The following is a 26,225-nucleotide window of genomic DNA, read 5'->3' on the forward strand; positions in this document are numbered from 1 at the left end:
TCAGTTGCGACTCCACGGTACGATCCGGAAGGCGCTCGACAGCTTGCGCGCCTCGAGCCAAATCCGCACGGGTGCCGAGAGGTCCGAGAGGGCCGCGCCGCCTTGGCCTGTCTTGCGTAGGAACGTCAGCACCTCTGGGGGTAAGTCGTCCCCCTGCATGGCGGCCAGGGCGTCATCTTTCTTTCGCCGGGCGGCGTCTGCCTGCGCGAGCGCCGTCGGCAGTTCCGCAGCGGTCGGCGTCCGATCGCGGAGCTTCTGGAACTCGCCGGCGGCCTCACGGATACGCTGCACCTGAGGGCGGTAACTCGGAATGGCGTGCAGGGCAGTGAGCACGTCGTCGCCGGGGAAGTCGGCTCGCGCCCCCATGTGCGCGGACCAGGCCTCGCGGGCGCCCTTCTCGAATTCCTCTATTGCGTTCCGCACGCCCGGCGTGAACTGGAAGCGGAACTTCTCGTCCGCCTCGGCCAGAACAGAACGGTTGGCCTTGAACCGAGCGAGCAGGTCTTCCGCATGGGACCTGAGGCCGGGCTTCGCCTCGACCGGCGTCGATACGAGTCCCGCGGCGTGCATCGCGGTCCAGTCTCGATGCGCCCGCGCGAGCGACTCAGCCAACGGGGTCAGTTGGCTGGCGCGGCTACGATAGACCTGCCCCTGCTGGCCGGCGGCCTTGAGGGCCAGGTGTTTCGCGAGTGCGGCCTTCAGGAATTCCGCCCGTTCAAGCAACATCGACCGGCTCCAGCGCGCGTAGGGTACTGCCTATGGACATCAGCGCCGCCTCAATCGCGTCGATGTCGGCCTGAACCGACTCCGCCTGGGCGGCATGCCTGTTGGCCTCCTCGTCCAGACGACTCTCGGCATGATCGAGGAAGGCTCTCGCTGCTTCGGCTAAAGCGCGGCCGTGCTGGACGGCTGCCGCCCGAGCCCGTGCGAACGCTGGCAACATCTGTAACGGGTCCTCGGCGCCGCGCAGGCCCCGGGTCGCGGAAAGCGCGTCGTCGAATTGGGTGCTGCGCAGGGCCTCCAAAGCCTCATCTAACCGCTTCGCGGCCGGCCCCGCTAAGCCCGCGTCAGCGAACGCCGCGCGTAATGCCGAGAACTCGGCGATGATCGTCGAACGCTTCGCCCCGGGACCAAATGCGGCCTCCATCTCATCGAGCCAGGTCAATCGAGCGGCGCATTCCGCCATTGCGGCTGCCTCTAGGGCGTCGGCGGTCTTCTTGTAGAGTTCTGCGCACCGCTTGAACGGCTCGAAATCTAGGTCCTCGGGCGGCGTCTGGTCGAGCCGCCAACCGTTGGCGCGCAGTCGGCGCAGGGCACGCAGGGCGACGCCGGGGTTCACAAAGGTGCCCACCTCGCCGCCTTTGCTTCCCGAGCAGAGCGTTCGCAGGAGTGTCCGCAGCTCCGGTTGGCGTTGGGCCAAGGCCATATAGAGGCGTTTCATCTCGGCGCTGCCTGGAGCCACTTCTGTGGGCCACTCCGGGCCCAGCAGGACGGCGATGTCGGCGACCTGATCGGCCTCAGCCTTGAGACGCCCGTTGACTACATTGCCGATCGCCAGGAGTTCGGCTGCAGCGCCGGCATGGTCCCAGCCCTCGCGCGCCTCAGTGAGCTTGTGCAGCTGACCGATGACTTCGCTGCGCCAGCCGTCGAGGCAGTGGAGAAAGGTGGCGAGGGCGTCGGACCCCCCGGGGAAGTCCCAGTGACCTTCCCGCTCGGCCTGCAACAGCCCGCTCAGGGCGATCGCGACCTTGTCAAACTCCGCGGCGCTGGCCGCCGTGCCCGGGATCTCCAACATTACCAGGGACGTGACGGCTCTCGTGCCCTGGCGCGTGAAGGTGATGGAGCGCCGCCGGAAGGGGCGCACCCCCTCCGTCCCGCAGAAGCGAGTGCGTTCGAGCCCGATGTCGTCCCAATCGATAGCATCGGCGATTGCGTCGAAGAGCAGCGGCCGTAGCTTGTCGACGGCCTTGTCGAGGCCGCCGCCCTTGGCCCAGGCTTCTAGCTCCTTCTCTTCGCGGCTGCGTTGATCAATGACTGGCTCCGCGACCGTGGCGCCGCCGAACTCCTGTGCCTCTGTGTCGGTCGCGGCTTCGCTAGCGTCGGGGATCGCGGGCGCGCCGAACGCCCCCAGCAAGGGGGCGGGCAGATTCACCAAGTGGCCAGACCCGTCCCACAGTTCGAGCAGCGCGCCGAGCCGGCCCTCCTCGCCGCCCGCCAACCTTCGCAGTTCACGCCGCGCCGCGGCGTCGAGCGTGCGATGTCCGCCGAGTTTGCCCAACAGGCTCGCCGGTGGGAATTGTCCCGTAGCCAGGGCAGGCCCGGCGTCATTCAGGACGGGCAGCAACACGCCAGTTTGCAAGGTGCGAGGGTTGAAGGCTTCCTCCATTTGTTCGTCCGCCCGATGCGCCATGTTCCACAGGGCGCGGTGCGTGAACGGGTAGAGACCGTGGCCCTGGGGGCTGACGCCGAAAGTCTCGTGACAGACCGGCTGTTGGGGACAGCCCGTGCAGGCATTCCTGAGGGGTATGGCGGGTGTGTCACGCTCCCAAGCCTCCAGCGCTCGGGCACCCAACCGTGCGGCGTTTAGATATGGCCCCGTGAACTCCGCGAGTGCGAGGGGATCCATCTTGTCCCCCCCGCGCCGTCCGGCGGACCGGTCCATGTTCACGAAGTGGGTTACGCGCGTGTAGACGGTGTCCACGACCTGTTCGAAGAAGCCGGTGGTCACCGCGATCGCCCAGCGGAGCTTGCACAATTCATTGCTGTCGTCACCCTGGACGATCATTGCCTGGAGCAGCGCCCTATCCAGGCCCTGCACGCGGGCGAAGTCCTCGATAAGCAGGACCAGTTCGCGGTCCTCGCTCCGCAGGTGGCGGCGGAGTTCCTCCATCAGGCTCACTAGCCGATCGCCTGTGAAGCTCAGCGTACGGCCGACCGCCACGTCGAGACAACGCTCGATCAGCCCCACCGCGACCTTCGTGGCTTCCGGAATGGTGTAGAGATAGCGCAGAGCGTTCTGCGCCAGGGCAGCGGCGTCCCGGAAGTCCAGAGCGTCGATCGGGAGGTCGGCCTGGGTGAAACTGCGACGATGCTCCGCCGGGCGGTAGGCGGTGGGCGCCGCGAAGACGTGGTCGACCAGTTCCGACACGATGTTGCCATCGGGGTAGAAGTGCTTCTCGCGGAAGTGGACGTCCTGGAACAGATACGGCAGTGTCTTGATCAGTTCGCGTTGCAGGTCCTGGTCGCCGCCATCTGGCGAGGGCGTGAGTTCGCCGAGGGCATAGGCGATCTCGTTTAGCAGCCGTTCTTTCTGGCCCTTCCGCGTCGCGATTGCCTCCCCGGTCCGGTTCAAGGCCTCGCGGAAGCTAACTTGCCGCTCCGGGGGCAGTTCGGTGATCAACATTTCCAGAATCGAGCGCAGGCTCGTCCCGGCCTTTGGCACCACGACGACCAGGCGGTCTTTGGTCGAGGGGACCTGCAGCTTGAGCCAGTGGATGAGGTGCGACTTCCCCGACCCGCTTCGGCCGAAGACCGCCATCCGCCGGTAGGAGGCGTCGGGCCGTAGGAATTCCTCCAGCAGCGCCTCTTGCGACAGGCTGGCGTAGTTCTCCGGGAGTAGGTCTTGGAAGCGGGTCCCGATCGGACCGGCGACCTTCAGGGTCGAGGCGGTATGGACCGCCTTGAAGATGGCGGGGGAGACAGCTTCCGCCTCGGTGTTGATCACATCGTGGACGTCGGCGGGCGCCCAGCAGAGGTGTTCCCTCATGAGCGGGCGGCCTTAATCACGACGTGGCTGACGCGACGCGGCGCGTCCTTGCCAAGATCAAGGATCATCGCGTGTGCGTCGGGGCGGGCGTCCAGGGTCAGCTGTCTCTGCTGTTCCAACCGGAAGAGCGCGAAACTCGTAGAAGGCGACAGTCGCTGAGGCTCGCGTTGAAACTCCGGCTTGGCGTCGGCCTCCACCTCTCGCCGGATGCGGCCGTTCTCGAAGACGGGTGAGACCTTGGCCAGGCTGCCCAGCAGGGGCAGGATGGCGGCCTCGCGCTCGCCACCCAGCGCCCAAGGCAACAGGCGTTGCAGGGCGCGACTGGGGTCGGCTACCAGGGCGCGACCCGCGATCACCTCTCCATAGCCTAGGAAGCGGCACCAATAGTGGAAGCTGTTCCAGCGATCGCGGCTGGTCAGGTCGAAGCGTACCGCCTCCGGTACCGCTAGTTGCTTTTCAATCCAGAGCTTGTAGTTCTCACTCCACTGGAGCGGCCGCCTCGGAGACTGCATGAGGAACCATGCGACCGCCCGTGCGAAATCAGACTGACCCAGGTCCTGTTCGGCCTCGGGCGCCAGCAGCACCGCCTCAATCGCCTGGAAAAAATCGTCCCCGAGATCGCCGCGTCGCGACAATACGCCCGGACGGACTCGGAGCTTGTCGCCAACTTCCTCAACTAATCCGAGGTCCTTGGCCGCGTTGAGAGTCGAGCGGAAGATCGCGATCGGGTCTGGCACGTCCCGGAGTAGCGTCGCTGGAGAACAGAAGTCACGCAACCGCTCTTCCGTCTCGCCCGCACCGCGTTCATTGAGAACTGCGAGGAGCATTCTAACGCGGCTCGGGGTCGCTTCCATGCGGCTGATGACGCTCATGCACACACTCTCTTGAAGAAGGCTTCGAAGGACTGGTTTCGACCCGAGTAGGTCGAAATTAGCGCGACGCCCGGCCGGGAGGGATCATCAATCTTCTCGGGTAGGAGGAGGATCTGTTCGGCGCTGACCGGACGGGGCGTCAGATCGAGCGACTCCAGCACAGTACCCGTGCCTAGGACCACTAGCTCCGGTCCCGCGGGAAGGCGGCGCTGCGTGAGCCGCCGGACTTCGGCCAGGAAGACCGGAAGGTCACGGCAGGCGCGCCGAGCCTCCGCCGAGAGAGCCTCGGAAGTCTGAACCAACACGAGGTTCGATACGCCCGCGCGCTGCAGGGCTTGCACGAGTTCGCCGAACCGCCGGCGGAATGCGCGGTCCTGGACAGTAGGATCGTACCAGACGATCAGCCGCCCGCTCGCCCCGAGCATGGCCCGCGGCGCGCCGGTCAGCGGCGCCGGCGCTGGCCAAGGCAGGTTGGGTTCGAGACGCGGGCGTTCGGGACGCCTCAGGCACGGGTCCGCCCGACAGCCCGCGCACCGGCTGCAGGCGTGTGCTTCCGGGCCCGCACTATAGAGGTCCAGCAATAGAGGAGCCGGACAGGACTGGCTCGCCAAGAACTGCCGCATAAGGTTGAGGTTCTTGCTACTGGCGGTGCCGAGTTCCTGCCGCACCGGTTCGACCCTCCGCAGCCATGTCGCCTCGTGGAGGTGGTCGAGGTCTAGAACGCGGACTTGTTCATAGGTGCCGACACGCTCGTCGCTTGAGGGCGGCGAGCCCAGCAAACGAATTAGCCGCGCACGCGCCATTAGGGTGAGGACCCGGGCGTTCCAGTCACTGTTGCGCTCGCCGCGCATGTCGATGTCTTCGGGCTCCTGGCTAGGCGCCACGTCCAGCGGCAGGATGTAGGTGTCGGGTTCCTCCGTTGGGATGCGGAGGTCGAACATCGAGCGCCATCGCTGGCGGCCTCGACCGATGCTGATCACCAGGGTTTGGCTGATTTTCTCGGCGACCCGTACGTCTCCGGGCGTATGGAGCGTTAGGGCGAGGCACGAGCGGCCGTCACGACCGCCGCGCCCCACCTCTTGGTAGAACCGATCGAGGCTCTCGGGGATGCACGCGTGGATTACGGTCCGCGCATGACGGTAGTCGATGCCCAAGCCGAAGGCCGAGGTGGCCACCACCAGGTCTACCTCGCCGTGACGCCACCCGAGCAGGATGCGTTCCCGCTCGGTGTTGGGCGTCTCGCCGTGAACCATCTCCACATGGTCGAAACCGGCCTGCCGAAGCTGCTCGCGCCAAGCCTTCGCGTCGTTAACCCGGGTGACGTAGACAATCGCGGGCCGCGGGACGTGACGCACGGCTTCGAGCACGCGCGTCTGCCGCTCAACTTCCGAGGCACAGGCGACCGTCCAGTAGTCGGGCTCAGCGCGCAGCCGCAGGGCGGACAAGCTCTGAAACTCCCCGGGTCCAGAGAACAGCGTGCGAAGCAGTTCGAGGGTCGTAGCCGTTAGCGTCGCGGACAGTAGCAACGTTCGCGCCGCTGCGCCGGCCGGAGCGGCCCGCATCCATTCTTGACGCACGCCGGACAGCGACTGGAACTCGGTGCGAAACCCGGTCCCCCAACCGTCGATCAGGTGCGCCTCATCGATCACCAAGGCGCGTAGACGCCCTCGCGCCGCGGACTCGGTCAGCGCACGGCGCAACGGCCCGCAGACGGCTTCCGGCGAGGCGATGCAGAGGCCCAGCGTATCGTCTTCTATGCGCGCGATGAGGCTCCGATTGTTTTCCACGTCGTCGCCCCGGTAGGCCATCGGCCTTTCGAAGCCCTTCTCGAGGGCGGCGTTCTCATGGTCGATGGCGAGCGCCACGGTTGGCGTTACCACCAAGGTGAGCCCAGGATTCGCCTCGAAGGTTGAGCCGGCAAAACCTATCTTGGCGATCAGTTGAAAGGTCAGGCTCTTCCCTTCCCCGGTGGCCAGACTGACCGCTAAGGTGCCACCCGGCGGGGCGGTGAGGGCAGCGCGGATGGCCGCCCGCTGGCCCACGCTCTGGTAAGTCGTGTGGCCTACCGCTTGAAGGAAAGGGTCCCCCGCGGGCGCTGCGGTGTCGGCGCTGGCGCGCAGGCGCTCTGCGGCCGTCGAACCATCCAGGCCATCGATATTCGAGCCGGTCGCCCAGCTCGGGCCCCAGGTTCGCGCCGAGACCAGCCACCCGTGGCCCAACCTCTGAGCGTCAAGGTCGACAGTCTTCCAGTCGGCAAAGGTCTGCAGGGGAGAATCCGGCCCGAGGGCGATGCTCGCAGCCTCACCATGCCGACGGCCGGTCTCGTGCACGAGAGCCTGCCGAAGGAGGACCGCCAGTTCGACTGCGGACCGACTTGAGGTCGCCAACCATGCCCGCCGGAGACGGTCAAACGCCGGGTTGTCCGGTGACGTCCAGGACGCCTGCGTCTCTCCGGCGACCAACAGCTTGAGCGCGGAGAAGGCGTTATCGCCCTCAAGTCTCACGAGAGACTCGGGGGCGGGTTGCGGGAGAGGACAAAGAAGCCCATGGAATCCAGACGCAAGCGCGGTGATTTGACGGCCTCTAGAAGCGCCACAACGTCGATTTCATTCGCCCCGCCGTCGAAGCGCCGCCGCCGTCGCCCGTCTTGGGCGGCGCGTTGCCCGGCGGCCTCCACGCGGGTACGGAAGATGTCGTCCTGGCGGATGCGCGCCTCGGCGGCCGCGCGCGCGCTTCGACAGAGGCGGGCGAAGACCGTCGGGGCCATCACCGTCTTCATCAAGCTTGGGCGACTGCAGAGGTTGATGTCGCGCCCACCCTGCGGGCGGACCCGGTTGTCGTAGGGCCGCTGCAGGATGGGCAGCAGGCTGGAGGGTGGGTCATCACCCTCCACGTCCATGTGCAGCACCTGCACCCACGGCGGGAGGAAGGCCTGGGCGCGCCGCGACAATCCATGGTGGTCCGCATGCCGGAACACTGCTAGGTCCTGCGCCAGCGCCGGCTCGATGACATAGCAGAAGCGGAAACCCAACCAGGCGATGTCTTCGCCGGAAAGTCCCGGGTCGACCCGCCACGTCGCGAAGGCAGATCCGCGGTCGTCCCACCGGATGTGCCGCTCCATGGCGTCCACCAGGGCCGCACCGGGCCTCAGCAGGCTGGCGTCACGATGCAGCGCAACCCGTCGGCGCCAGGTGAGGGTACGCTGTCCGTCGGCTCCGAACTCCACCTCCCAAGGCTGTTTGGGGATCAGGGTATCCCGTCCCCAGGCATAGGAGACTTGGTCCGCATTGGGGGCGATGCGCTTCAGCCGCAGCGCGGAGACCAACCACTGTTCAACCGCTGCTTGGAGGGCGGATTCATCGGCTTCGGCATCCTCGATCCGCATCGCGAGGTCCGCGCCGTCATCGGAGAGCGCCACAGCGTCCAGGGCGTACTGCTCGTCGGCCGCGCGCCGCGCGGCCGCGATGCGCTCACGCACCTGCCCGATCATCTCCCGCAGCCCATCGGCGCCCCGTTTGAGGAAGGCCTCCGCCAATTCGGCTTCCAACTGCGGTAGGACGAACTGAACGTCGCTGGCGGAGGTCTCGAAGATCTCGAAGCCCTCGGTTAGGACCTCCAGCCAAGCTACCCAGGGGCTTACGTCATCGTCGCTTGGCAGCAGCACGCGCTGCCGCAGCATCGCTTTGGACCGTCCGAAGCGGTCCAGGCGCCCAATCCGTTGCTCCATCCGGGTGACGGAGAAGGGCAGGTCCAGATGCAGAATCGCGTCGGCGAAGTTGAGGTTAAGGCCCTCTTCCCCGGAGCGGTCACACAACAGAACCGCGGTGGTGAGGTCGTCCTCGAAGGCCTGGACGATGTCCTGGACCGTGTCGGATCGGTCGCTGACCGTGAGCCTCAGCGCCGTTATTCCTTCGGCCGACAGGCGGGCGAAGACGTCATCGACCGTTTCACGGGTTGTGGCAAAGGCGACGATTTTGGGGTTGTTCTGACCTTCCTGGCGCAACCGCTGGCAGAGCGCACGTACCACGTCCAAGGCAACATCCGGCTTCGGGCGGTCGCCCGGTTCCTGAGACAAGGCGGCGCGGAGGCTTTCCGGCGCATCCGAGAGGTCGATCGAGGCGTCCCCGCAGCCGATAGCTTCGATTGCCCTTATCAAGGCGAGTGCCGCAACGTTTGGCTCATCGCCGGTGTCCTCTACGCGGAACCGCGTCGCGTCGCGCCAGTCCTCAAGGCCCACAAGGACCTCAGGCCAGCGAAGGTCTTCGTCGACCTCCTCGCGCAGGTGGTCGCGGCGACCGTCCATCGCTACGCCACGCGGCCGGAAGTAAATCATGGCGTCGCGTCGGCGGGCCCGGATCAGTCGTTGGTGCACGCGGTAGGTGTCGGCGAGGTGTTGCCTAAGGTCAGCCAACGCCTCAGGGAGCGCGCCGTCGGCCGCCAACGCGCGGGCGAGGTCGGCCACGACCGAGTCATCTGGCAACCGTGCCGCGACATCCCGGACGGCGCGTTGCACAAGGAACGTCGGGGCGGTGTCCGCGAGGCTGAGCAACATGCGCCCAAGGTCTCGGCCTAGCTCGAGCCGGGCTTCGAGCTTCGGCAGGTCGTTAGACCCATAGGCGCCGGGGTCGAGGATGTGCAGTAGGTCGAGGAGTTGACGGGGATCGCCCAGGGCGGGAGTCGCCGAGAGGAGGAGCAGTCGCGGTGCCGCGTGGGCCAAGGGCAGCAGCCGCGCCATAGCGCCGCGGTCGCCGAGCAGGTTATGAGCTTCATCGACGATCAGCAGGTCGGGCGTGACCGCCTCTTCAGAGTGCTCGTCATGCGAGCTAAACTCGATCTGGGCGGCGAGGCCCCTTAGGTCGCAACGGTCTAGCAGTTCGTAGCGCCACTGCTTAACCAGCGGGCGCGGCGCCAACACGCGGATCCGCCGCGTCGGGTCGTCGATCAGGCACTGCCGCGCTACGATGCCGGCTTCGATCGTCTTCCCCATCCCGACCTCATCGGCGAGGAGGAACCTCGGAATCGGATCGGTCAGCACCCGCCGCGCGGCGGCGAGTTGGTGCGGGACCAGTTCGATGTTGCTGGAGATCGCCCCGGTGAGTCCCTCTGCGGCCGCCCTTAAGGTGACCGAGGTCGCGAGCGCGTTCCAACGTCGGTCGTGCAAGTACTGCGTCTCGCCCCCGCCGCGCGCCAAGACTTCCGCAGGATCCGCATGGGGTTCGAACACCCGCACCCGCAGGTGGTTCTCGGTCATGTCGGCAGTCAGATCGTTGGGGAAGCGCACAAGGTATTCGATCCAGGGAAGGGTAGCGGTGTCGTAGTCCTTGATCCGGCCAATCCGCCAGTTCCCCTGCGCCTGCACATAGACACGCGTCTCGGGTCCCACCAGCGCCCGCGACAAGGTCCCGATGGGGTGCTCTTCGAGGACGCTCTCGTCGATGGAATGGAAGAGGGACACCTGGCAACGGTGACGGTCCGCGGAGACGACTGTGCCGACCCCGCGCCGTCCCGGCAGCGAAACCAACATGCCTGGCTGCAATGCCGAATCGAACGCCAACTGCCCTCCTCTAAATACCACCACATTGCCGGCAACGACCTCGGCGCCGCCAGTTTGCGGCCTCGACCCCGCCCGCGCTTGTCAGAAAATCCCAGACTCCTAGAGCTAGAATCATTTCTCTCGGCACGACCCCAGAGGAGTAAACCACCGGAGTCCGCGTTCGGCAAACTTGATGTCCCGGCGTTTGCCCGACAGGCCGACGGCCTGTCTCGTGTTATGAGGAACGGGAAGTGTTTGCGCTGGGCGCGAATATGGGGGATGACCGTAAAGTTTTCGATAAATTATTGGGGATTGGCGGATGGCTTCGCGCCCCTGATCTAAACGGCCACGATCAGCGAGTTTGGCTCTCGGTGGCTTCGGGCCCCTGATTTGAGCCTGCGGAGCTTCGGCGGTTAGCCGGTCTCTTCCAGTAACTTATACGCCGGGATCTCGAGAGCGGTCGCGATTTCCTCGAGCACCAGGACGGTGGGGTTGCGGGCGCCGCGCTCGACACCGCTGATGTAGGTGCGGTGCAGGCCGGACTCGAACGCCAGGTCCTCCTGCGACCAGCCGCGGTCCCGCCGGAATTTCTTAACGTTGAGGCCGACCCGCCGCCGGATATCCATGCCGCCAGAGGACGGCGGCTGCATCCGATCAGTCTACAGACGATGAGTAACATTTCCCTGGACTTCACCGCCCGGGCAGGCCAAGACAGAGGCCGTGTCCGCACCATGCAACGCGAGGGGAAACAAGATGAGTGATCAGGCTGCGCTGCCCGAAGAGGAACCGGCACCGAAGGCGCCGGGCGACGCCAACACCACGCATCTGGCGGGCGAGTTCTTCGTCGCGGCCGAGCTGTCCAAGCGCGGCTACTCGGTCTCGGTGACGCTGGGCAACGCCAAGGCGGTCGATCTCTTCGCCGAGAAGGATGGGCGGACGGTGAACATCCAGGTGAAGGCAATCCGCAGCCGCAAGAGCAACGGCTGGCCGATGGTCAAGAGCAAGGTCCGCCGCAGCGGCGACCTGGTCTACGCCTTCGTCTGCCTGAATGAGATCGGCGAGCCGCCGAGCTATTTCGTGCTCACCGGCGCGGAGGCTTACGCCAAGACCAAGCAGTACGAGACCCGCGGCATCATCAATGTTGGCAGCCTCCGCTCGCCCGAGTTCGTCGACCGCTGGGACAAGCTCGACGGCCCGGCCCAGCCGCTCTGATCGGAAGGGTAGCGGCCGGTGGTTGCCCGGCCGCTGCCCTCGCCAGCCCTAAACAAAGATCTGGAGGGACGGCCGGCGATCGATCCAGGTCAGGAACTGGGACAGGCTGTCGACCTGATCGTCGTGCTTGCCGTAGGGGAACTGCAGCAGCTCGCTCCGGAACGCCTCCAGCCAGGGGGCGCGGTCCGGCAGCAGCACGCAGCCGGCCTCGAGCGTGGCGGTCTGGTTGTACATCCGCGTCAGCTTGTCGCCCTCCGGCTTGATCTCGATTGGGCGCACCGGCCCGGCCATGCGCAGGTCCTGGATCAGCTGCGTGCCCGAGGCGCGGTCCTCGATCAGCACCGCGCTGGGCCGGTCGCGCTCCGCCAGCGCGATCGCCTGGCGCCGCAGCTCGGGATACTCCAGGCGGCCGCGGAAGACGTCGAGCAGGTAATAGGCGGTCCCCTGAACGAGCCAGGTCGTGCAGACCGAGCAGTCGTTGCTCTCGCCCATCTTGCAGGCCGTGTCCCAGCTCTGCACCACCTGGTCGCTGCGCCCGCGGACCGGCCGCGCAGTGTAGGTTCGCAGCCAAGAAGCCCGGATCATGGACCCGCCGGGCGGCACCGGGTCCTGTTGGTACTGCGCGGCGAACCGGGCCTCGCCGAGCGCGATACGCATCTCCGCGATATCCTCCACCGTGTCGCGACCGGGGTGCAGCAGCTCGCCCGCCGCGCGGTCGTAGACGCGACCATCGCCGATCCGGATGCGCTGGGCCTCCGGGGCGATCGCCGGCAGGTTCAGGTGAACCCATTGGCTGCCCTTCTCCAGTACATAGCCGACCAGGTCGTCGACATGCAGCCGCTGGGCGACCAGGATGATCACGTCCTCGCTCTTGTTGTCGAGCCGCGACAGCAGCGTGCCGTCGAACCACTCGTGGACCGCCCTGCGCTGGCTCTCCGACATGGCGTCGCTCGCCTTGATCGGGTCGTCGACGATGATGAAGTTGCCGCCGAGCCCGGTCAGCGGGCCGCCGACTGAGGTGCCGAGGCGGAAGCCGCCGGCGGTGGTCAGGAAGTTGAGCTCGGCGCTCTTCGCCGGATCGAGCCGGGTGCTCGGGAAGGCCTGCCGGTACCAAGGGCTCGCCATTACCCGCCGGCAATCGCGCCCGTGCCGGCCCGCGAGGTCGCTGCCGTAGCTGGCGCAGATGACGCGCAGCCTGGGATCGCGGCCGAGCGCCCAGGCCGGAAAGGCGACCGAGGCGCAGATCGATTTGAGCGCGCGCGGGGGCAGGGTGATGATCAGCCGCTTGATGTTGCGGGCATAGCACTGCTCCAGGTGCCAGCAGAGCGCCTCGATGGACCAGCCGGGCAGGTAGGTCTCGCCGGGCGCGACCATCTGGAAGGCGCGATGGACGAAGCTCGCGAGCCGCGCCTTCAGGAGAGCGTTCAGGACGTCACGATCGTGTCGGCTCATGGTCAGCTCTTCTGGATCCGGGATGAATGGGATGACGCCTTGCGCGCCGGCTTGTCGGCAGCGCGCGTCGGTCGCGGCATCTTGGACAATGGACGCTCCTGCAGCAGCGCGGTCTTGAACGCCTCCAGGACCGCGTTCTCGTCGGTCGAGAGGGGCGCGTCGGGATCGATCTGGCTGATCTCCTGCAGACGGAAGATCATGCCGAGGAACAGCGTCGCCGCGCGGGCGTCGCCCTTCATCGCCCGGGCGAAGAGGTTCTTCACGAACGCGCGCTGCTTGCTGATGCGCTTCCCGCCGTCGCCCTCGCGCAGGAGGACGGTCTCGCGCAGCTCCTCCTCAAGGTCGGTTTTCAGGTTCCGCGTGCCCTTGGGCCGGCCCTTGTGATTGCCAGACTGGCCCTTCCGGAACTGGAAGTCCTGCGGCGGCTTCTTGTAGCCGACCGCGTAATCATCGCCGTCACCGGGCATGACTCGCCTCCACCGCTCGAGAGGCCCGCCGGCCGCGCCGCGTCGCCGGCCGGCCCGGCGGGTGATCGGGATCATGTCCCCGTGCCTGCGCCACGGCGGCGAAGCTCTCACCGCTGTCGGCGTGGATGGCCGTCTCGCCGGTGTAGGCCTCCCAGCGGCGGACCGCGGTGTCGACATAGACCGGGTCGAGCTCGAGCGCGGCGGCCTTGCGCCCGGTCTTCTCCGCGGCGATGATCGTGGTGCCGCTGCCGGCGAAGGCGTCGAGGACGAGGCCGCCGCGCCTGGAGCAGTCGAGGAGCGCATCGGCCACGAGCGCGACCGGCTTCACGGTGGGATGCATCGCGAGATCCTCCAGCCGGCCCGCGCGCAGCGTGTTCACGCCCGCATAGTCCCAGACGTTGGTGCGGTATCGTCCATGCCGACCCAATTCCACATTATTTATGTGTGAACCCTTGCCGGACTTGAAGATGAAGACCAGCTCGTGCTGGGAGCGGTAGAGCGAGCCCATGCCGCCGTTGTCCTTCCGCCACACGCAGCAGTTGAGCAGCGTCAGCCCGAGCTGCCGCGCCGCGGTCTGCAGGGGATAGGCGCCCCGCCAATCCATGCAGATATCGAGCACGGCGCCGCGGCGGCTGTGGCCGGCGATGTTGCGCAGCACCCGGACGAGGAAGAGCGTGAACTCGGCCTCGCTCATCTCGCCCGAGGCCATCATGAACTCACGGTGCCGCGTGCGGCCGAGCCCGGTCGCGTGGCCGTCGATCGGCACATTATAGGGCGGGTCGAGAAACGCCATCTGCGCCCGCGATCGCGCGAGCAATCGCGCGAACGCCGCCGGATCGGTGCTATCGTCACAGAGCAGGCGGTGCGCCCCGAGCACCCAAAGATCACCGGGGCGGCTGACCGGCGGCGCCTGCGGATCGGTCGCCGGCAGCGCATCGGCCGCGGGATCCTCGGGCTGCGCTGCCCCGCCGATTAGGACATCGATCTCGGCGGTCTCGAACCCGGTGACGGTCAGATCGAAGTCGAGGTCGAGCTCGGCCAGCGCGCCGAGTTCCAGGGCGAGCAGGTCCCTGTCCCAGCCGGCCGTCTCGGCCAGGCGATTATCGGCGATGACGTAGGCCTGCTTCTGGGCCGTGGTCATCGCCTCGAGGCGGATCGTCGGCACCTCGGTCATGCCCAGGAGCTTCGCCGCTTCGACCCGGCCATGGCCGGCCACCACGCCGCCGGCGCGGTCGATCAGGACGGGGTTGGTGAAGCCGAAGGTGCGGATGCTCTCGGCGATCTGCTTGATCTGCGTCGGGCTGTGGGTGCGCGGGTTGCGCGCATAGGGCGCGAGCGAGTCGACTGCGCGATACGCGATCCGGAGATCCTGGCGCGGATCGATATGCTCTGCGGGCCGGAGCTGCGGCGTTGCGGTGCGCGGCCGGCGGGAGCGCCGGCGTGCGCCCGTGTCGTGGCATTGCGGTGTCTTGGTGGGGTTCATCGGTCGACATCCTTCTGCTCGAGCACAGTCGGATGTCGACGGACGCACAGATGGCGTCTGAAGACGGCCGACCTGTGCTTCCGGTGTTGGGGTGGAGTCCGTCGCCGGGTGTCCATCGCATCCGCGCCGCTGCCCAGCAGTCAGAGGGCGGCGGAATGCGAGGGCTGGTCCGACGACCGGACCGTTCGTCCCCGGCTGCCAACCTTCGGTCGAGCATCCAGGGACAATGAAATAAATGACAAATTCACCTGCAGTAGCAAGTGAAAAATGGAGAGAGCGTTTAAACGTTTTCAAGCATAGAGAAAGGTAAGCTGGATCAGATGCTTGAAAACATCCAAACTTGTACTTTCATCCGACGGACCTGATGACCCCCGCTGCGGGTGCGCCGTTGCGGTGTGCCACTGCGCGTCGCGGCTGTCGAGTCGCGCCGCGTCGGTCGAGGCAGCTGCAGACCGGCCGCGGCGATCGGTCCTATGGCTCTCCGCCTGATAGGCGCCACGAGTCGCGCCTGAACGCTCCAGCCGAGTGGGTTTTCCATAACGGCCCACACACGCGGCGCTGACGAGGATCGCTAGACCATGACCTCGCCGCCGTTCACGTGGAGCATCTGCCCGGTGACGAAACTGCCCAGATCGGAGGCGAGGTAAAGGCAGGCGTTCGCCACCTCCTCGACCCGGCCAAGCCGCCGCAGAGGAATTGTCTCCCGGAGCTGTCGAACGGTCGCCTCATAATCGGGATAGTTCTTCATGTCCCGCGCGGTCTCGATCCAGCCCGGCGCCACCGTGTTGGCCGTGATGCCGTACGGGCCGAATTCGAGGGCGATCGCCTTCGCCAGGGCATGCACGGCCGCCTTGCTGGCGAGCACATGCGCCCGGTTCGGGATGGCGAACACCGCGTCGGAGCCGGCGATATGAAGGATCCGGCCCCACCGTCGTTCTTGCATCTGCGGCAGAACCGCCCGGGCCAGGTAGAAGGCCGCATTGAGATTGATGTTCAGAATGCGGTTCCAATCGGCGACGGAGATCTCGAGAAAGGGCTGGAACGGCCGCAGCGCGACGTTCGAGACGGCGATGTCGACCGCCCCGAATCGGGCCACCGCATCGCACACCAGACGAGACACCGCCTCCGGATCGCCGACATCGGCCAGTCGGGCGAGCGCCTCGACCCCCAGGCCGCGCGCCTCGTCCGCGACCGCCTCGATCTTCGCCTGGTCGCGGTGCCCGTTGATCACGACGTTCGCGCCGGCCGCGGCGAAGCGCAAGGCGATCGCCTTGCCGATGTTCTGGCCGGACCCGGTCACGATGGCCGTGCGGCCCTGCAGTGGCTTCTCGTCCATCAATCTCGGGCTCCTCGTCATGGGTGGCAGAGTTACCGGGACGCTCTCACCAACGGTTCCCGATCGAAGGAGACTGCCCTGCTTCCAGCCGCGCATCGAGTCACCCGCTGCGGATGCGCCTGACGCCCGACCAAAGGAGAACATCTCGACGGCTTCTAAACCATGATCTGAGCCTGACAGGCTTTACGCACGCGGGCACGCTGGGATCAGCGCCGCCTCAAGGTTGGGGCATCGATCCATCGCGTTCGACCAGTGGCCATTGCGGCGCAGGTGCTCCTGCACTTCAAAGCAGGTCCGACGGAAACTGTTGCCATAGTGCACGTGGATAACATGAGTTACGGTCCGCACGCACTGGATCGAGGCGCCGCATGCCGCACACCGGATGGTCGCCATACCTGGCTCCCTAGTCGGGGGCGCCTCGTCCTCAGCTTGTGAACAGGCCCGTTCAACGGTGCCGATCCACACCAGCGGTATGAGCTGCGACCTATAAGGTTCGCGGGCATTCTTTACGCGAATGCGGCGCTGCAATCCGCCTAGTCGCGATGAGGCGGGTTCTGGCGCACTTGAACACCCACGGCTCTCTGTCGGGAGCCGAGGCGGAGATCCTGTCGTTTGACGAACGGCAGATCTTTGTCGACTACGCGCGAAGGATCTGGAGAAGCGATATATTGGAGCCCAGGTAGTGCTGCGACCACTGAAGGGTGTCACTGGGCTGCGCCGAGCCGAGCAGAAAGGCGTCGCGCGGCTCGACAGACGGATTCCACAAGCCCCTTAAGCTCCGAGGACTGGAGGCGGTGCTCCGGTGCGACGATGCTGAGTGTGGCTATGCAATGCCCCTCTGCATCCTCTACTGGCGCCGCTACGCAGCCAGCGTGTGCGTTCGTCTCATTGATTTCGAGAGACCAGCCGCGCTTCCGGAAGACTCGGATCTGTCGCATCAGCTGTGGGATATCGACGGTGACGCTGGTCTTTGGGGATGGGCGCGCCGTCTGCTCAAGGAACATCCGTAGAGCTTCATCGTCCAGATCCGACACGAGCAACCTGCCGGAGGCAGCCCAGTTCACAGGCACACGTGTCCCGACGTGAGACATGATCCGAATCGGTCTGCGACCGTCGGCCTTCTGCAGGACCAGGAGTTGCTCGCCGTCCAGGATGCAGAGCTGGACCGTTTCTCCTGTTTCATCCCTGAGAGTTTCAACGGCAGCGCTCCCGATCTTCGCCAGATCGATGCTGTCACGGTAGCTCATGCCAAGAAGATGAAGCGCCACGCCGAGCGTGTAGCGCTGTCCGTCCAGCGTGCGATCTACGTACCGCTTGTCCTGCAGGAGACGCGCGATCTCATAAATCGAAGAGCGCGGAATGCGGAGGCTCCGGGAGATCTCGGTAATTCGCAACGGGCCCTGCGTTCTCAGGAGCTCCAGAACCGCGAGGCCGCGCTCCAAGCTCCGTGCTGATGAGGGGGTGCCCGGAGGCCTTCCGGGTCGTGCATTCGCTGCTGCGCTTTTTGGGCGGGCCATGATCAGGAGTCCTCCGGATGTCGCGTGTCCAGTATATCGGATTGGTATCCGAGCACCTGTACATTAATTTTTGCCGCTGATAGGCTGTGAAAGTTGGTTGCGGCCCAGGAATGGTGGAATGGCAGTGGACGCAGCGGCAGTACTCAAGCAGGCGGCGCAGCGTACGCTCCGTTACGACTTTACCGTCTGGTTCTGGGGCGACGCGATTGCGCTCGATGGTCTCCTCGAAGCCGATGAGCTCCTCGGAGACAAGAAATTCGCCGAGTTCTGCGGCCGCTACTTGGAACGCTGGGCAAAGGCAGTGCCTAGCTGGACAGACTATCTGACGCCTGGAAAGGCGCTGATCCGGCTGAACGAGCGTGTCCCACAGCTTCAGCTCGGATCGGCCGCAGAGAGGCTGATGCGCTGGTACACCGAAGAGACGCCGAGAGGACCGGATGGGGTTCATTATTTTCGGCCGGACCTGCCGCAGTTTCGGACGACCGTTTTGGTCGATTCGATGTATCATGTGCCGAGCTTCTTTGCCCAACTCGGCGCCTCCACCGGAGACGAGGCTCATTTCCGATCGGCGATCGAAACCTGGGTAAGCCACGCGGCGGCGCTGACAGGGCCGCGTGGACCATTACTGTTTCACAATTATGACGTCGGCTCGGGACGCTATCGCGGCTATGGCTGGGGCCGCGGGAATGGATGGGCACTCCTCGGGCTTGCGGATGTTCTCGAACTTCTGCCGGAAAGCCATCCGCAGCGCACAGACCTCGTGAAGCGGTTCGAGACACTCTCCCGGTTGGTCTTCGACTTGCAGGATCGCTCGGGATTCTGGCGAACCCTGCTGGACGAGAAAGAAGCCTATCTTGAGTCGTCGACGGCGGCCTTCTATGGCGCCGCCTTCATGAAAGGCGTGCGGCTCGGTTTCCTGGACGAACGGTATGCTGGATCATACGAGAGGGCATGGACCGCCATGCTCAGCCGGATCGATGCGGACGGCGGCTTCTTTGGGGTGTCAGGCGTCACCTGGGCGTCAACGGCGGCCAGCGAAGATCTCACTCTCTACCAGGCCATGCCGACAGAGGTGAACGTCTGGGGCCAGGGAGCCGCTATGCGCTTTGCGGCTGAGCGCATTCGGGCTGGACTGAACTGATTCCTGTTTGAGAGGTGTCATGTCTTCCATTGCGAAGATCGAAGTCATCCCACTCAGAATCCCGGCAGACAAGGCGGCAGATTGCGACGGGTCGGTCGACACGGTCGTGGTGCGGCTCTCGGACAACGAGGGCCGGACGGGCATCGGCGAGGCGGACGCTCCACCCGAAGTGGTGAAGGCCTTCCTGGAGATGCCCACGGCGCATATCTGGAGCACCCATGCCGCCGAAATACTGATCGGAGCCGACCCTTTGGAGATCACGGCGCTCTGGGAGATGCTCTATGAGCGCACGATCTATCCAGGCCGCCGAGGCCTCGGCATCCATGCCCTGTCCGCTATCGATATTGCTTTGCATGATCTCGCCGGGAAGCAGGTCGGTGTACCCGCCTACAAGCTGATGGGGGGCGCGCGCCGGCAGCGGCTCCGGCCCTATTGCACGATCTTTCCCGGCTTGGCCGGAGAGCGCAGCTTGCGAGAGGTTCTGGATGAAACGTTTCAGCACTTCGACCGTGCCCTGCGGCTGGGATTTCGCGCCGTGAAGATGGAGGTCCTATACTACGAACTCGCGACGGACGCCGAGCTCGTGGATGCGATCAAGGAAGGGCGGAGCTATTTAGGGCCAGATATCACCATGGCCGTGGATTTTGGCTATCGGTGGAAGCATTGGGCGGATGCCAAATGGGTGCTCGATCGGGTTGAGGACTGCGACATCTTCTTCGCGGAAGCCGTTCTGCAGCACGACGATTTGGCTGGTCATGCGCAGCTTGCACAGCGCAGCAACATTCGAATCTGCGGCGCGGAGTTTGCGTCAACGCGCTTCGAAGTCCGGGAGTGGATCGAGGTCGGCAAGGTGCACGTCGTGCAACCTGATATCTCCCGATGCGGTGGCCTGACCGAGATCCGCCGGATCTCGGAGATGGCCTCGCTCTACGGCGTCGATGTGATACCGCACGCCTGGAAGACAGGTATCCTTGCGGCCTGTGGGCGCCACTTCCAGGCGTCCTGTCCGGCGTCTCCTTTGTTCGAGTTCATGTCGCCGGACGTTTACGATTCTCCCCTCCGTCGCGACCTTGTCGCACCGGAACCGACGATCCACGACGGATACATGGATCTTCCGCGAGGGCCCGGCCTCGGTATCGAACTGAACGAAAGCACGGTCGAGCAGTACCGGATCGATTTGGCTGTACCCGATAAGACGGAGCATGCGCAAAGAACGGCATGAACTCCGAATAGCATCAAGAGGCTTGGGAGGAGGCGATGAGATCAGTCAGAGCAGTCGCAACCATGTTGGGTATGGCGGCAATGTGTGCGCTGTCACTTCAGGAGGCTGGTGCTCAGGAGAAATGCCCCGAGGTGGTAGCGAGCGAGTGGGCGACGGAATCGCAGTCCGTCGATCCGATCATCAACACGTCGGTTGACGATCCGGTGCGGATCAATGCGCTGTACGAAAAGCTGACGGATGTCGACAATTCATATCAGGTCGTCCCGGTGCTCGCGGAACGCTGGGAACCGAATGAAGAGGGTACCGTCTGGACCTTTCACCTGCGCGAGGGCGTGAAGTTTCACGACGGCAGCGATTTCGATGCGAGCGATGTCGTCTACTCTTTCCGTCGTGCATTGGATCCCAACACAGGCTCCGGAGCCGTCTCCGTTCTTAACTTCATGACACCCGAGCAGATCGAGGCGGTCGATTCCGATACGGTCAGGTTCAGTCTTGACGAGCCCGTGGTCGAGCTGCCGCTGCTCATCAGCACGAAGTTTGCTGCCATCGTGCCGGATGGCGCCACCCACGATGAACTGCAGAAGAACCCCGTCGGGACCGGTCCCTTCATGATCGAGTCGTTCTCTCCGGGCCAGCCGTCGGTGACGGTGAAGGCCTTTCCGGACTACTGGCAAGAAGGGAAGCCGAAGTCGCCATGCCTGCGTTTCTCGGGGATCAGCGAGCCGATTTCGCGGGCTGCGGCGCTGCTGTCCGGGCAGGCGGACCTCGCAGTGGCAATTGACCCGGTTGCGATCAAGATGCTCGAGGACGACCCGAACATCACGCTCGTTCAGTCGCCGAGCGGCACCGTCATGACTCTCTCGATGTGGGTCGACACCCCACCGTTCGACGATATTCGCGTGCGTCGGGCGCTCAAGCTGGTCGTTGACCGGCAGCAGATGCTGGACACTGCCCTGATTGGCTATGGCGAGACTGGCAGTGACAATCCGATCCCCCCGTCGTCGGCCGAGGCCTATCGGACGGAGCCGATCCAGCGCGATGTGGAGAAAGCGAAGGAGCTGCTGAAGGAGGCAGGTTACCCCGACGGCCTCGAGATCGATCTCTATACGTCGGACGCCTATCCGAGCATGCTCGACATTGCGCAGGTCTACAAGGAAATGGCAGTCGACGCCGGAATCAAGGTGAACCTGATCACGACTCCTGCGGAGAGCTACTGGGAAGAGATTTGGCTCAAGAAGCCGTTCGTCAGCTCATCCTGGGGCGGCCGGGCGGCTGCCGAGGCTCTTTCAATCGCTTACCGTTGCGACACTGCCTATCCCGAGACGCACTGGTGTCGCGAAGATTTCGAGGCCCTGCTCGACGAGGCCTCCCGGACGATCGATCCGGAAAAAAGACGGGAGATCTATAAAGAGGCACAGCGGGTTCTGGCCGAGGAAGGTGGCGTGATCGTGCCGGTCTTCCTGCCCATCGTTTCGGCGTATCGTAGCAACTGCACCGGGTACGTGCCGAACAACAATATCAACAACATGGATTTTCGGCAGTTCTACTGCGAGTAGAAGCAGCGAACGATGTTGTCTGCACCCTTCTGAGGCTGTTGGGAATGTAGGATGGCTGAAGCACGGTTGGGTCGGCTGGCGGGGCTGACCGCACTCATCTATGGTGGAGGCTCCGGACTTGGCTTGGCCTCCGCCCAGGCGATGCTCGACGAGGGGGCACAGATCGTCCTGAGTGGACGATCCGCGGACCGGCTTCGCCAAGCCACCGACCGTCTCCAGCCGCGGCAGCGAGTAGTGGCAATTGCCGGCGATGCCACGAAGGAAGAGGAGGCGGATTGGATCACCCGGAAGAGCATTGAGGCCTTCGGTCACCTTGATGCTCTGTTGGTTAGTTCGGGGCGAACGGCCACTGGATCCGTGTTCGATGCGACGCTCGAGGAGTTCCTCGATGTTATTCACGTCAATCTGCTCTGCCTCTTCCTGGCTGCGAAGCACGCCGCCCCCTATCTAAAGCGCTCGGACAATGGCTCGATCACCGCTATCGCCTCCATAAGCGGTACCGTCGGGATTCCTGGTCGGGCGGCATACTCTGCCGCGAAGGCGGGGCAGATCGGAATGGTTCGGTCGTTGGCGATGGATTTCGCGCCGTACAACGTGCGGGTCAACGCCATCAGCCCCAGCTTGGTACTGACCGACTATGCAAAGTCGGTGATTGCCAAGGAGGTGGATTCGGACGCGGTTCTGCAACGCCGCACTGCGGCTCACCCGCTCGGCCGATTGGGCCAGCCGGAGGAAATTGGGGCCGCGGCAGTCTATCTGGCTTCACGCGATGCCGCGTGGATCACAGGCCAAAACTTGGTCATTGACGGCGGTCTGACGACTCCCTGAAGCGCCACGTGCTGACCTGGATCGGGGCATCGGAGGGTTCGTCACCGCGGATCGAGGATTCAGTCCCATGCCTACGGGCTTTGCGCGGACGATGGAGGCGGCCGAGCTGCAGCGATTGCAGCATGGCGGCGGCGACCGGGAGGTCGTGTCGCCGGTTTGACTGCAGCTGGGTGGCTCGACCTGCGTTTGCATTTGCCGGTGCGGCAACAGGGGAATAGCGGGAGCGCGATGCAATGATCCAAGCCAAATCTGGGTTCCAGGGAGTCTATCCCATGGTCTACGCGCTCTTCGGCCCTGACGGCCGCCTGCACCGGGAGGCGATGCAGCATCAGTTGGAGTCGATGATCGCCGCGGGCGTTCACGGCGTGGCCGTACTCGGGCTGGCAAGTGAGGCCAACAAGCTCTCGTTTGACGAGCGCTGCATGCTGATGCAGTGGGTCGTAGAGGATCTGCGGGGGCGCCGACCCCTTGCCGTTACCGTTGCGGAGCCCTCGATCGACGGCCAGATCGCATTTGTCCGCGAGGCCGCGGCTCTGGGAGCCCAATGGGTGATCCTTCAGCCGCCGCCGGTCAAGGCTGTGCCAGACCTGGAGCTCGTCCGCTTCTTCGGGTCCGTCGCCGATCAGGTGCCTGTCCCTGTCGCAATCCAGAATGCGCCGGAGTACCTGGGAGTGGGGTTATCGGCCGAGGGATTGAAATCGCTCAATCGCCAGCATCCGAACGTGAAGATCTTGAAGCTGGAGACCACCGCGATCGCTGTCCGGCGAATCCTCGATGTGACGGAGGGCGCCTATGACGTGTTCAACGGCAGAGGTGGGATCGAGATTATTGATACGCTGCGCGCCGGCGGCGTAGGCATCATCCCCGGAGGCGAGAGCTTCGATTGGCTGACCCGCATCTTCGACCTGATGTCGAGCGGCGACACTGCCAAGCAGGACCAGGCCGAACGCCTCTATCATGAGCTATTGCCGATGCTGGTGTTTCTCATGGACTCGATCGACAATTTTCTCGTCTATGGAAAGCGCGTTCTCGGGCATCGGCTCGGAATACCGGAAACCGACGTACGTCCACCTTTAACGCCGCCAACCACGTTCGGACTTTCGATGGCCAAGCTATATGCCGATCGCCTTGGACGTGCACCTTGAGCCCGCCGTATTCATCGGATGGCCAGAGTAAGGTCGTCCCGGGATGTGGTCAGCGATAGTAGCGTCTTCTCTGTCGCGTGATCCGAGTCCGAGGGTCGGAACAGGAGGTGCGGAGGCGCGCCCATGGAGAGCTTCTTCACACGCTGAAGGTCGAACTCGTCCATCAGCGGCGCTGGGCAACCTGCGAGGAGGCCAAGCGCAACCTCTTCGCATATATCGAGAGCTACTATAATCGGCAGCGCATCCACTCCGCCGTCTACATCACATTCAATCTGCAGCGTCATCTCATCTCCCGCCGAAATGTATCCAGCTTTAAAGCCGAGGCTATAGGGCGATAGCAATCTGCGACCATCATTTCTTGAGACGCGGCAATCCTGCGGGCCCCAGGCGCTCCCGCCAGGTTGCTATGACAAAACCACCGCGACAGTGCCCCACGATGCGGGCCGCACTAACCAACCGCGAGGGTGGACGGCCCGCCGCGAGATCTGAGATGATCCCGGAAAAGCACAAACGGAGGCTGCCGCCTCCGAGATCAGGGCGAGAGGAGCGATCGTGAGCTATTTCGAGACCAAGCCTTATGCCGTCGTCGTGATTGGCGCGGGTAGCGGCATCGGCCGCGCCGCAGCCGAATTTCTCGGGGCACAAGGTGTCTCCGTCGCCTGCCTTGATCGCGACCTGCCGGCGGCGGAAGACGTTGCGCAGCAGATCCGCGGCAGGGACGGAGAGGCCCTTGCGCTGGCGGCCGATGTCACCGTGGACGCTTCGATCAATACCGCGCTCGACCGTGTCGATGCGGTGTTTGGGCGGATTCACGGGCTGGTCAACTGCGCCGGCATCACCGGCCGGACCAACCTCAAGGGTCATGAGGTTGATCTCGCCGATTTCGACGCGGTCTACCAGATCAATCTGCGCGGCGCGATGGTTGTATCGAAGGCGGTCCTGCCGCGCATGCTCAAGTATGGCTATGGCCGACTGCTGCATGTCGCGTCGATCGCCGGCAAGGAGGGCAACGCCGGCATGGCCGCCTATTCGGCGACCAAGGCCGGGTTGATCGGCCTCGTCAAGTCGCTCGGCAAGGACTATGCGGAGACGGGTGTCACGATCAACGCGCTCGCGCCGGCGGTCATCCGCACGCCGCTGGTCGAGGAGCTGCCGGAGACGACCGTCACCTACATGACCGAGAAGATCCCGATGAGGCGCTGCGGCACGCTCGAAGAGGCGGCGCAGATGATCGCCTGGATCGTCTCGCCGGCCTGCAGCTTCACCACCGGCTTCACCTTCGATCTGTCCGGCGGGCGTGCGACCTATTGACGATCGGTCCGGGATTTCGGACGGCATTCTGTATTTGCGAAATCCGCCATGGGTTGCGATAGTCTGAGAACGCAGGGGAATAAGCCGCTCTCTCATTTGTCGCCCGCGGAGTTGACTTGCGGGTCCGTTGGATGCCCGGGCTTGGCCCGGGCATGACAAAGATCGAGGCCGGGGCTGCAGACGTCATGGGGAGAGGGGGCATGTCGCCCATCGAGAAGGTCGAAGTCATCCCGATCGTCGTCGAGAACGACAAAGCCGACGATCTCGACGGTACCGTCGATACGGTGGTTGTCCGCCTCACCGACGCGGACGGTCGCACCGGCATCGGTGAATCGGACGCGCCGCCGTCGGTCGTCAAGGCCTTCATCGAGATGCCGACCGCGCATCTCTGGAGCCAGAACTCGGAAGGGCTGCTGATCGGCGCCGATCCGGTCGAAGTGACGGCGCTCTGGGAGACGCTTTACGAAGCGACCTGCTACCCCGGACGTCGCGGCCTGGGCATTCACGCGCTGTCGGCGATCGACATCGCGCTGCATGACCTCGCGGGCAAACAGCTCGGCATTCCCGCCTACAAGCTGATGGGCGGCGCCCGCCGCCAGAAGCTGAAACCCTACTGCACGATCTATCCCGGCTTGGCGCGCGGCGGTCAGACGGTGCGGGATCTGATGACGATCATCGAAAGGCAGTTCGAGCAGGCGCTGGGCGAGGGGTTCCGCGCGGTGAAGATGGAGGTGCTGTTCTATGATCTGGTGGGCGACGCCGAGCTGGTGAACCTCATCAAGGAAGGCCGGCGGATGTTGGGCGACGGCATCCTCATGGCGCTCGACTTCGGCTATCGCTGGCGCGACTGGTACGACGCCAAATGGGTGCTCGATCGGGTCGCCGACTACGACATCTACTTCGCGGAGGCGACGCTGCAGCATGACGATCTTCTCGGCCATGCGCGCCTGTCCCAGAACAGCCCAATCCGGATCTGCGGTGCAGAGCATGCCGCGACGCGCTGGGAGATTCGCGAGTGGATCGAAGTCGGCAAGGTCGCTGTGGTGCAGCCGGACATCAGCCGCTGCGGCGGCCTGACCGAAATCCGTCGGATTGCCGAGATGTGCGAACTCTACGGCGTCCAGGTGATTCCGCATGGCTGGAAGACGGGAATCCTCGCCCAGTGCGGCCGGCATTTCCAGGCCGCCTGTCCGGCGGCGCCGCTGTTCGAGTTCATCTCGCCGCAGGTCTATGACAGCCCGCTCCGCCGCGACCTGGTCTCGCCGGAGCCGAGGCTGTCCGACGGTCTGATGGATCTGCCGGAGGGGCCGGGCCTCGGCGTCGCCTTGAACGAAGAGGTCGTCGCGCGCTACCGGATCGACGGCTGAGGCCGGACTGCAACGAA

Annotated in this window: 19 protein-coding genes and 1 pseudogene; 9 read left to right on the forward strand and 11 right to left on the reverse strand. The window is 64.9% G+C overall.

The window, feature by feature from the left end:
• The 6 genes from DT069_RS14735 to DT069_RS14760 form a co-directional block, all read right to left on the reverse strand.
• Positions 1–726 (reverse strand): hypothetical protein, encoded by a 726-nt coding sequence (locus DT069_RS14735; protein WP_119461080.1) that lies wholly within the window; start codon positions 724–726, stop codon positions 1–3.
• Positions 716–3,766, reverse strand: a complete 3,051-nt coding sequence (dpdH, locus tag DT069_RS14740) for a protein DpdH (protein ID WP_119461081.1) — start codon at positions 3,764–3,766, stop codon at positions 716–718. The genes DT069_RS14735 and dpdH overlap by 11 nt, the downstream gene beginning before the upstream one ends.
• Positions 3,763–4,638: a protein DpdG gene (dpdG, locus tag DT069_RS14745; protein WP_119461082.1), complete on the reverse strand. Its 876-nt coding sequence runs from the start codon at positions 4,636–4,638 to the stop codon at positions 3,763–3,765. Before dpdG ends, dpdH begins: the two co-directional genes overlap by 4 nt.
• Positions 4,635–7,142: a protein DpdF gene (dpdF, locus tag DT069_RS14750; RefSeq protein WP_119461083.1), complete on the reverse strand. Its 2,508-nt coding sequence runs from the start codon at positions 7,140–7,142 to the stop codon at positions 4,635–4,637. The genes dpdG and dpdF overlap by 4 nt, the downstream gene beginning before the upstream one ends.
• On the reverse strand, positions 7,139–10,192 hold the full coding sequence (gene dpdE, locus DT069_RS14755; RefSeq protein ID WP_162913207.1) for a protein DpdE: 3,054 nt from the start codon (positions 10,190–10,192) through the stop codon (positions 7,139–7,141). The genes dpdF and dpdE overlap by 4 nt, the downstream gene beginning before the upstream one ends.
• 392 nt (positions 10,193–10,584) lie before the next feature.
• Complete coding sequence (locus DT069_RS14760; RefSeq protein WP_425450252.1) at positions 10,585–10,821, reverse strand: helix-turn-helix domain-containing protein; 237 nt, start codon at positions 10,819–10,821, stop codon at positions 10,585–10,587.
• A gap of 103 nt (positions 10,822–10,924) precedes the next feature.
• Here DT069_RS14760 and DT069_RS24655 point away from each other — a divergent pair, with 103 nt between their 5' ends.
• A complete protein-coding gene (locus DT069_RS24655; RefSeq protein ID WP_162913208.1) occupies positions 10,925–11,383 on the forward strand; it encodes a group I intron-associated PD-(D/E)XK endonuclease in 459 nt (152 codons plus the stop codon).
• Between the two features lie 48 nt (positions 11,384–11,431).
• Here DT069_RS24655 and terL read toward each other — a convergent pair whose 3' ends face one another.
• The 5 genes from terL to DT069_RS14790 all read right to left on the reverse strand — a co-directional run bounded on the left by terL (position 11,432) and on the right by DT069_RS14790 (position 17,638).
• On the reverse strand, positions 11,432–12,835 hold the full coding sequence (gene terL, locus DT069_RS14770) for a phage terminase large subunit (protein WP_119461085.1): 1,404 nt from the start codon (positions 12,833–12,835) through the stop codon (positions 11,432–11,434).
• Between the two features lie 2 nt (positions 12,836–12,837).
• On the reverse strand, positions 12,838–13,302 hold the full coding sequence (locus DT069_RS14775) for a DUF5681 domain-containing protein (protein ID WP_119461086.1): 465 nt from the start codon (positions 13,300–13,302) through the stop codon (positions 12,838–12,840).
• Positions 13,292–14,785 (reverse strand): site-specific DNA-methyltransferase, encoded by a 1,494-nt coding sequence (locus DT069_RS14780; RefSeq protein ID WP_119461087.1) that lies wholly within the window; start codon positions 14,783–14,785, stop codon positions 13,292–13,294. The genes DT069_RS14775 and DT069_RS14780 overlap by 11 nt, the downstream gene beginning before the upstream one ends.
• 571 nt (positions 14,786–15,356) lie before the next feature.
• Entirely contained in the window at positions 15,357–16,121 is a 765-nt protein-coding gene (locus tag DT069_RS14785) for an SDR family NAD(P)-dependent oxidoreductase (protein WP_162913209.1), read from the reverse strand.
• A gap of 704 nt (positions 16,122–16,825) precedes the next feature.
• Positions 16,826–17,638, reverse strand: coding sequence for an IclR family transcriptional regulator (locus tag DT069_RS14790; protein ID WP_119461089.1), 813 nt, complete (start codon positions 17,636–17,638; stop codon positions 16,826–16,828).
• A 118-nt stretch (positions 17,639–17,756) separates the two neighbouring features.
• Between DT069_RS14790 and DT069_RS14795 the strand changes: the two genes are divergently transcribed.
• The 8 genes and pseudogenes from DT069_RS14795 to DT069_RS14830 all read left to right on the forward strand — a co-directional run bounded on the left by DT069_RS14795 (position 17,757) and on the right by DT069_RS14830 (position 26,208).
• The gene (locus tag DT069_RS14795) at positions 17,757–18,779 is read left to right on the forward strand and encodes a glycoside hydrolase family 88 protein (protein WP_119461090.1); all 1,023 of its coding nucleotides are present in this window, start codon (positions 17,757–17,759) and stop codon (positions 18,777–18,779) included.
• A gap of 19 nt (positions 18,780–18,798) precedes the next feature.
• A complete protein-coding gene (locus DT069_RS14800; RefSeq protein WP_119461091.1) occupies positions 18,799–20,001 on the forward strand; it encodes a mandelate racemase/muconate lactonizing enzyme family protein in 1,203 nt (400 codons plus the stop codon).
• Between the two features lie 62 nt (positions 20,002–20,063).
• Complete coding sequence (locus DT069_RS14805; RefSeq protein WP_162913211.1) at positions 20,064–21,557, forward strand: ABC transporter substrate-binding protein; 1,494 nt, start codon at positions 20,064–20,066, stop codon at positions 21,555–21,557.
• A 51-nt stretch (positions 21,558–21,608) separates the two neighbouring features.
• Complete coding sequence (locus DT069_RS14810; protein ID WP_119461093.1) at positions 21,609–22,385, forward strand: SDR family NAD(P)-dependent oxidoreductase; 777 nt, start codon at positions 21,609–21,611, stop codon at positions 22,383–22,385.
• A gap of 233 nt (positions 22,386–22,618) precedes the next feature.
• The gene (locus DT069_RS14815; protein WP_119461094.1) at positions 22,619–23,530 is read left to right on the forward strand and encodes a dihydrodipicolinate synthase family protein; all 912 of its coding nucleotides are present in this window, start codon (positions 22,619–22,621) and stop codon (positions 23,528–23,530) included.
• Between the two features lie 117 nt (positions 23,531–23,647).
• Positions 23,648–23,868: pseudogene (locus tag DT069_RS14820) on the forward strand (IS3 family transposase); the annotation flags it as partial.
• A 214-nt stretch (positions 23,869–24,082) separates the two neighbouring features.
• Positions 24,083–24,841, forward strand: a complete 759-nt coding sequence (locus DT069_RS14825) for an SDR family NAD(P)-dependent oxidoreductase (protein ID WP_119461095.1) — start codon at positions 24,083–24,085, stop codon at positions 24,839–24,841.
• Positions 24,842–25,041: 200 nt separating this feature from the next.
• Positions 25,042–26,208, forward strand: a complete 1,167-nt coding sequence (locus DT069_RS14830) for a mandelate racemase/muconate lactonizing enzyme family protein (protein WP_162913212.1) — start codon at positions 25,042–25,044, stop codon at positions 26,206–26,208.
• Positions 26,209–26,225 lie beyond the last annotated feature (17 nt).

The organism is Virgifigura deserti (assembly GCA_003576685.1).
Taxonomy (GTDB): Bacteria; Pseudomonadota; Alphaproteobacteria; order Dongiales; family Dongiaceae; genus Virgifigura; species Virgifigura deserti.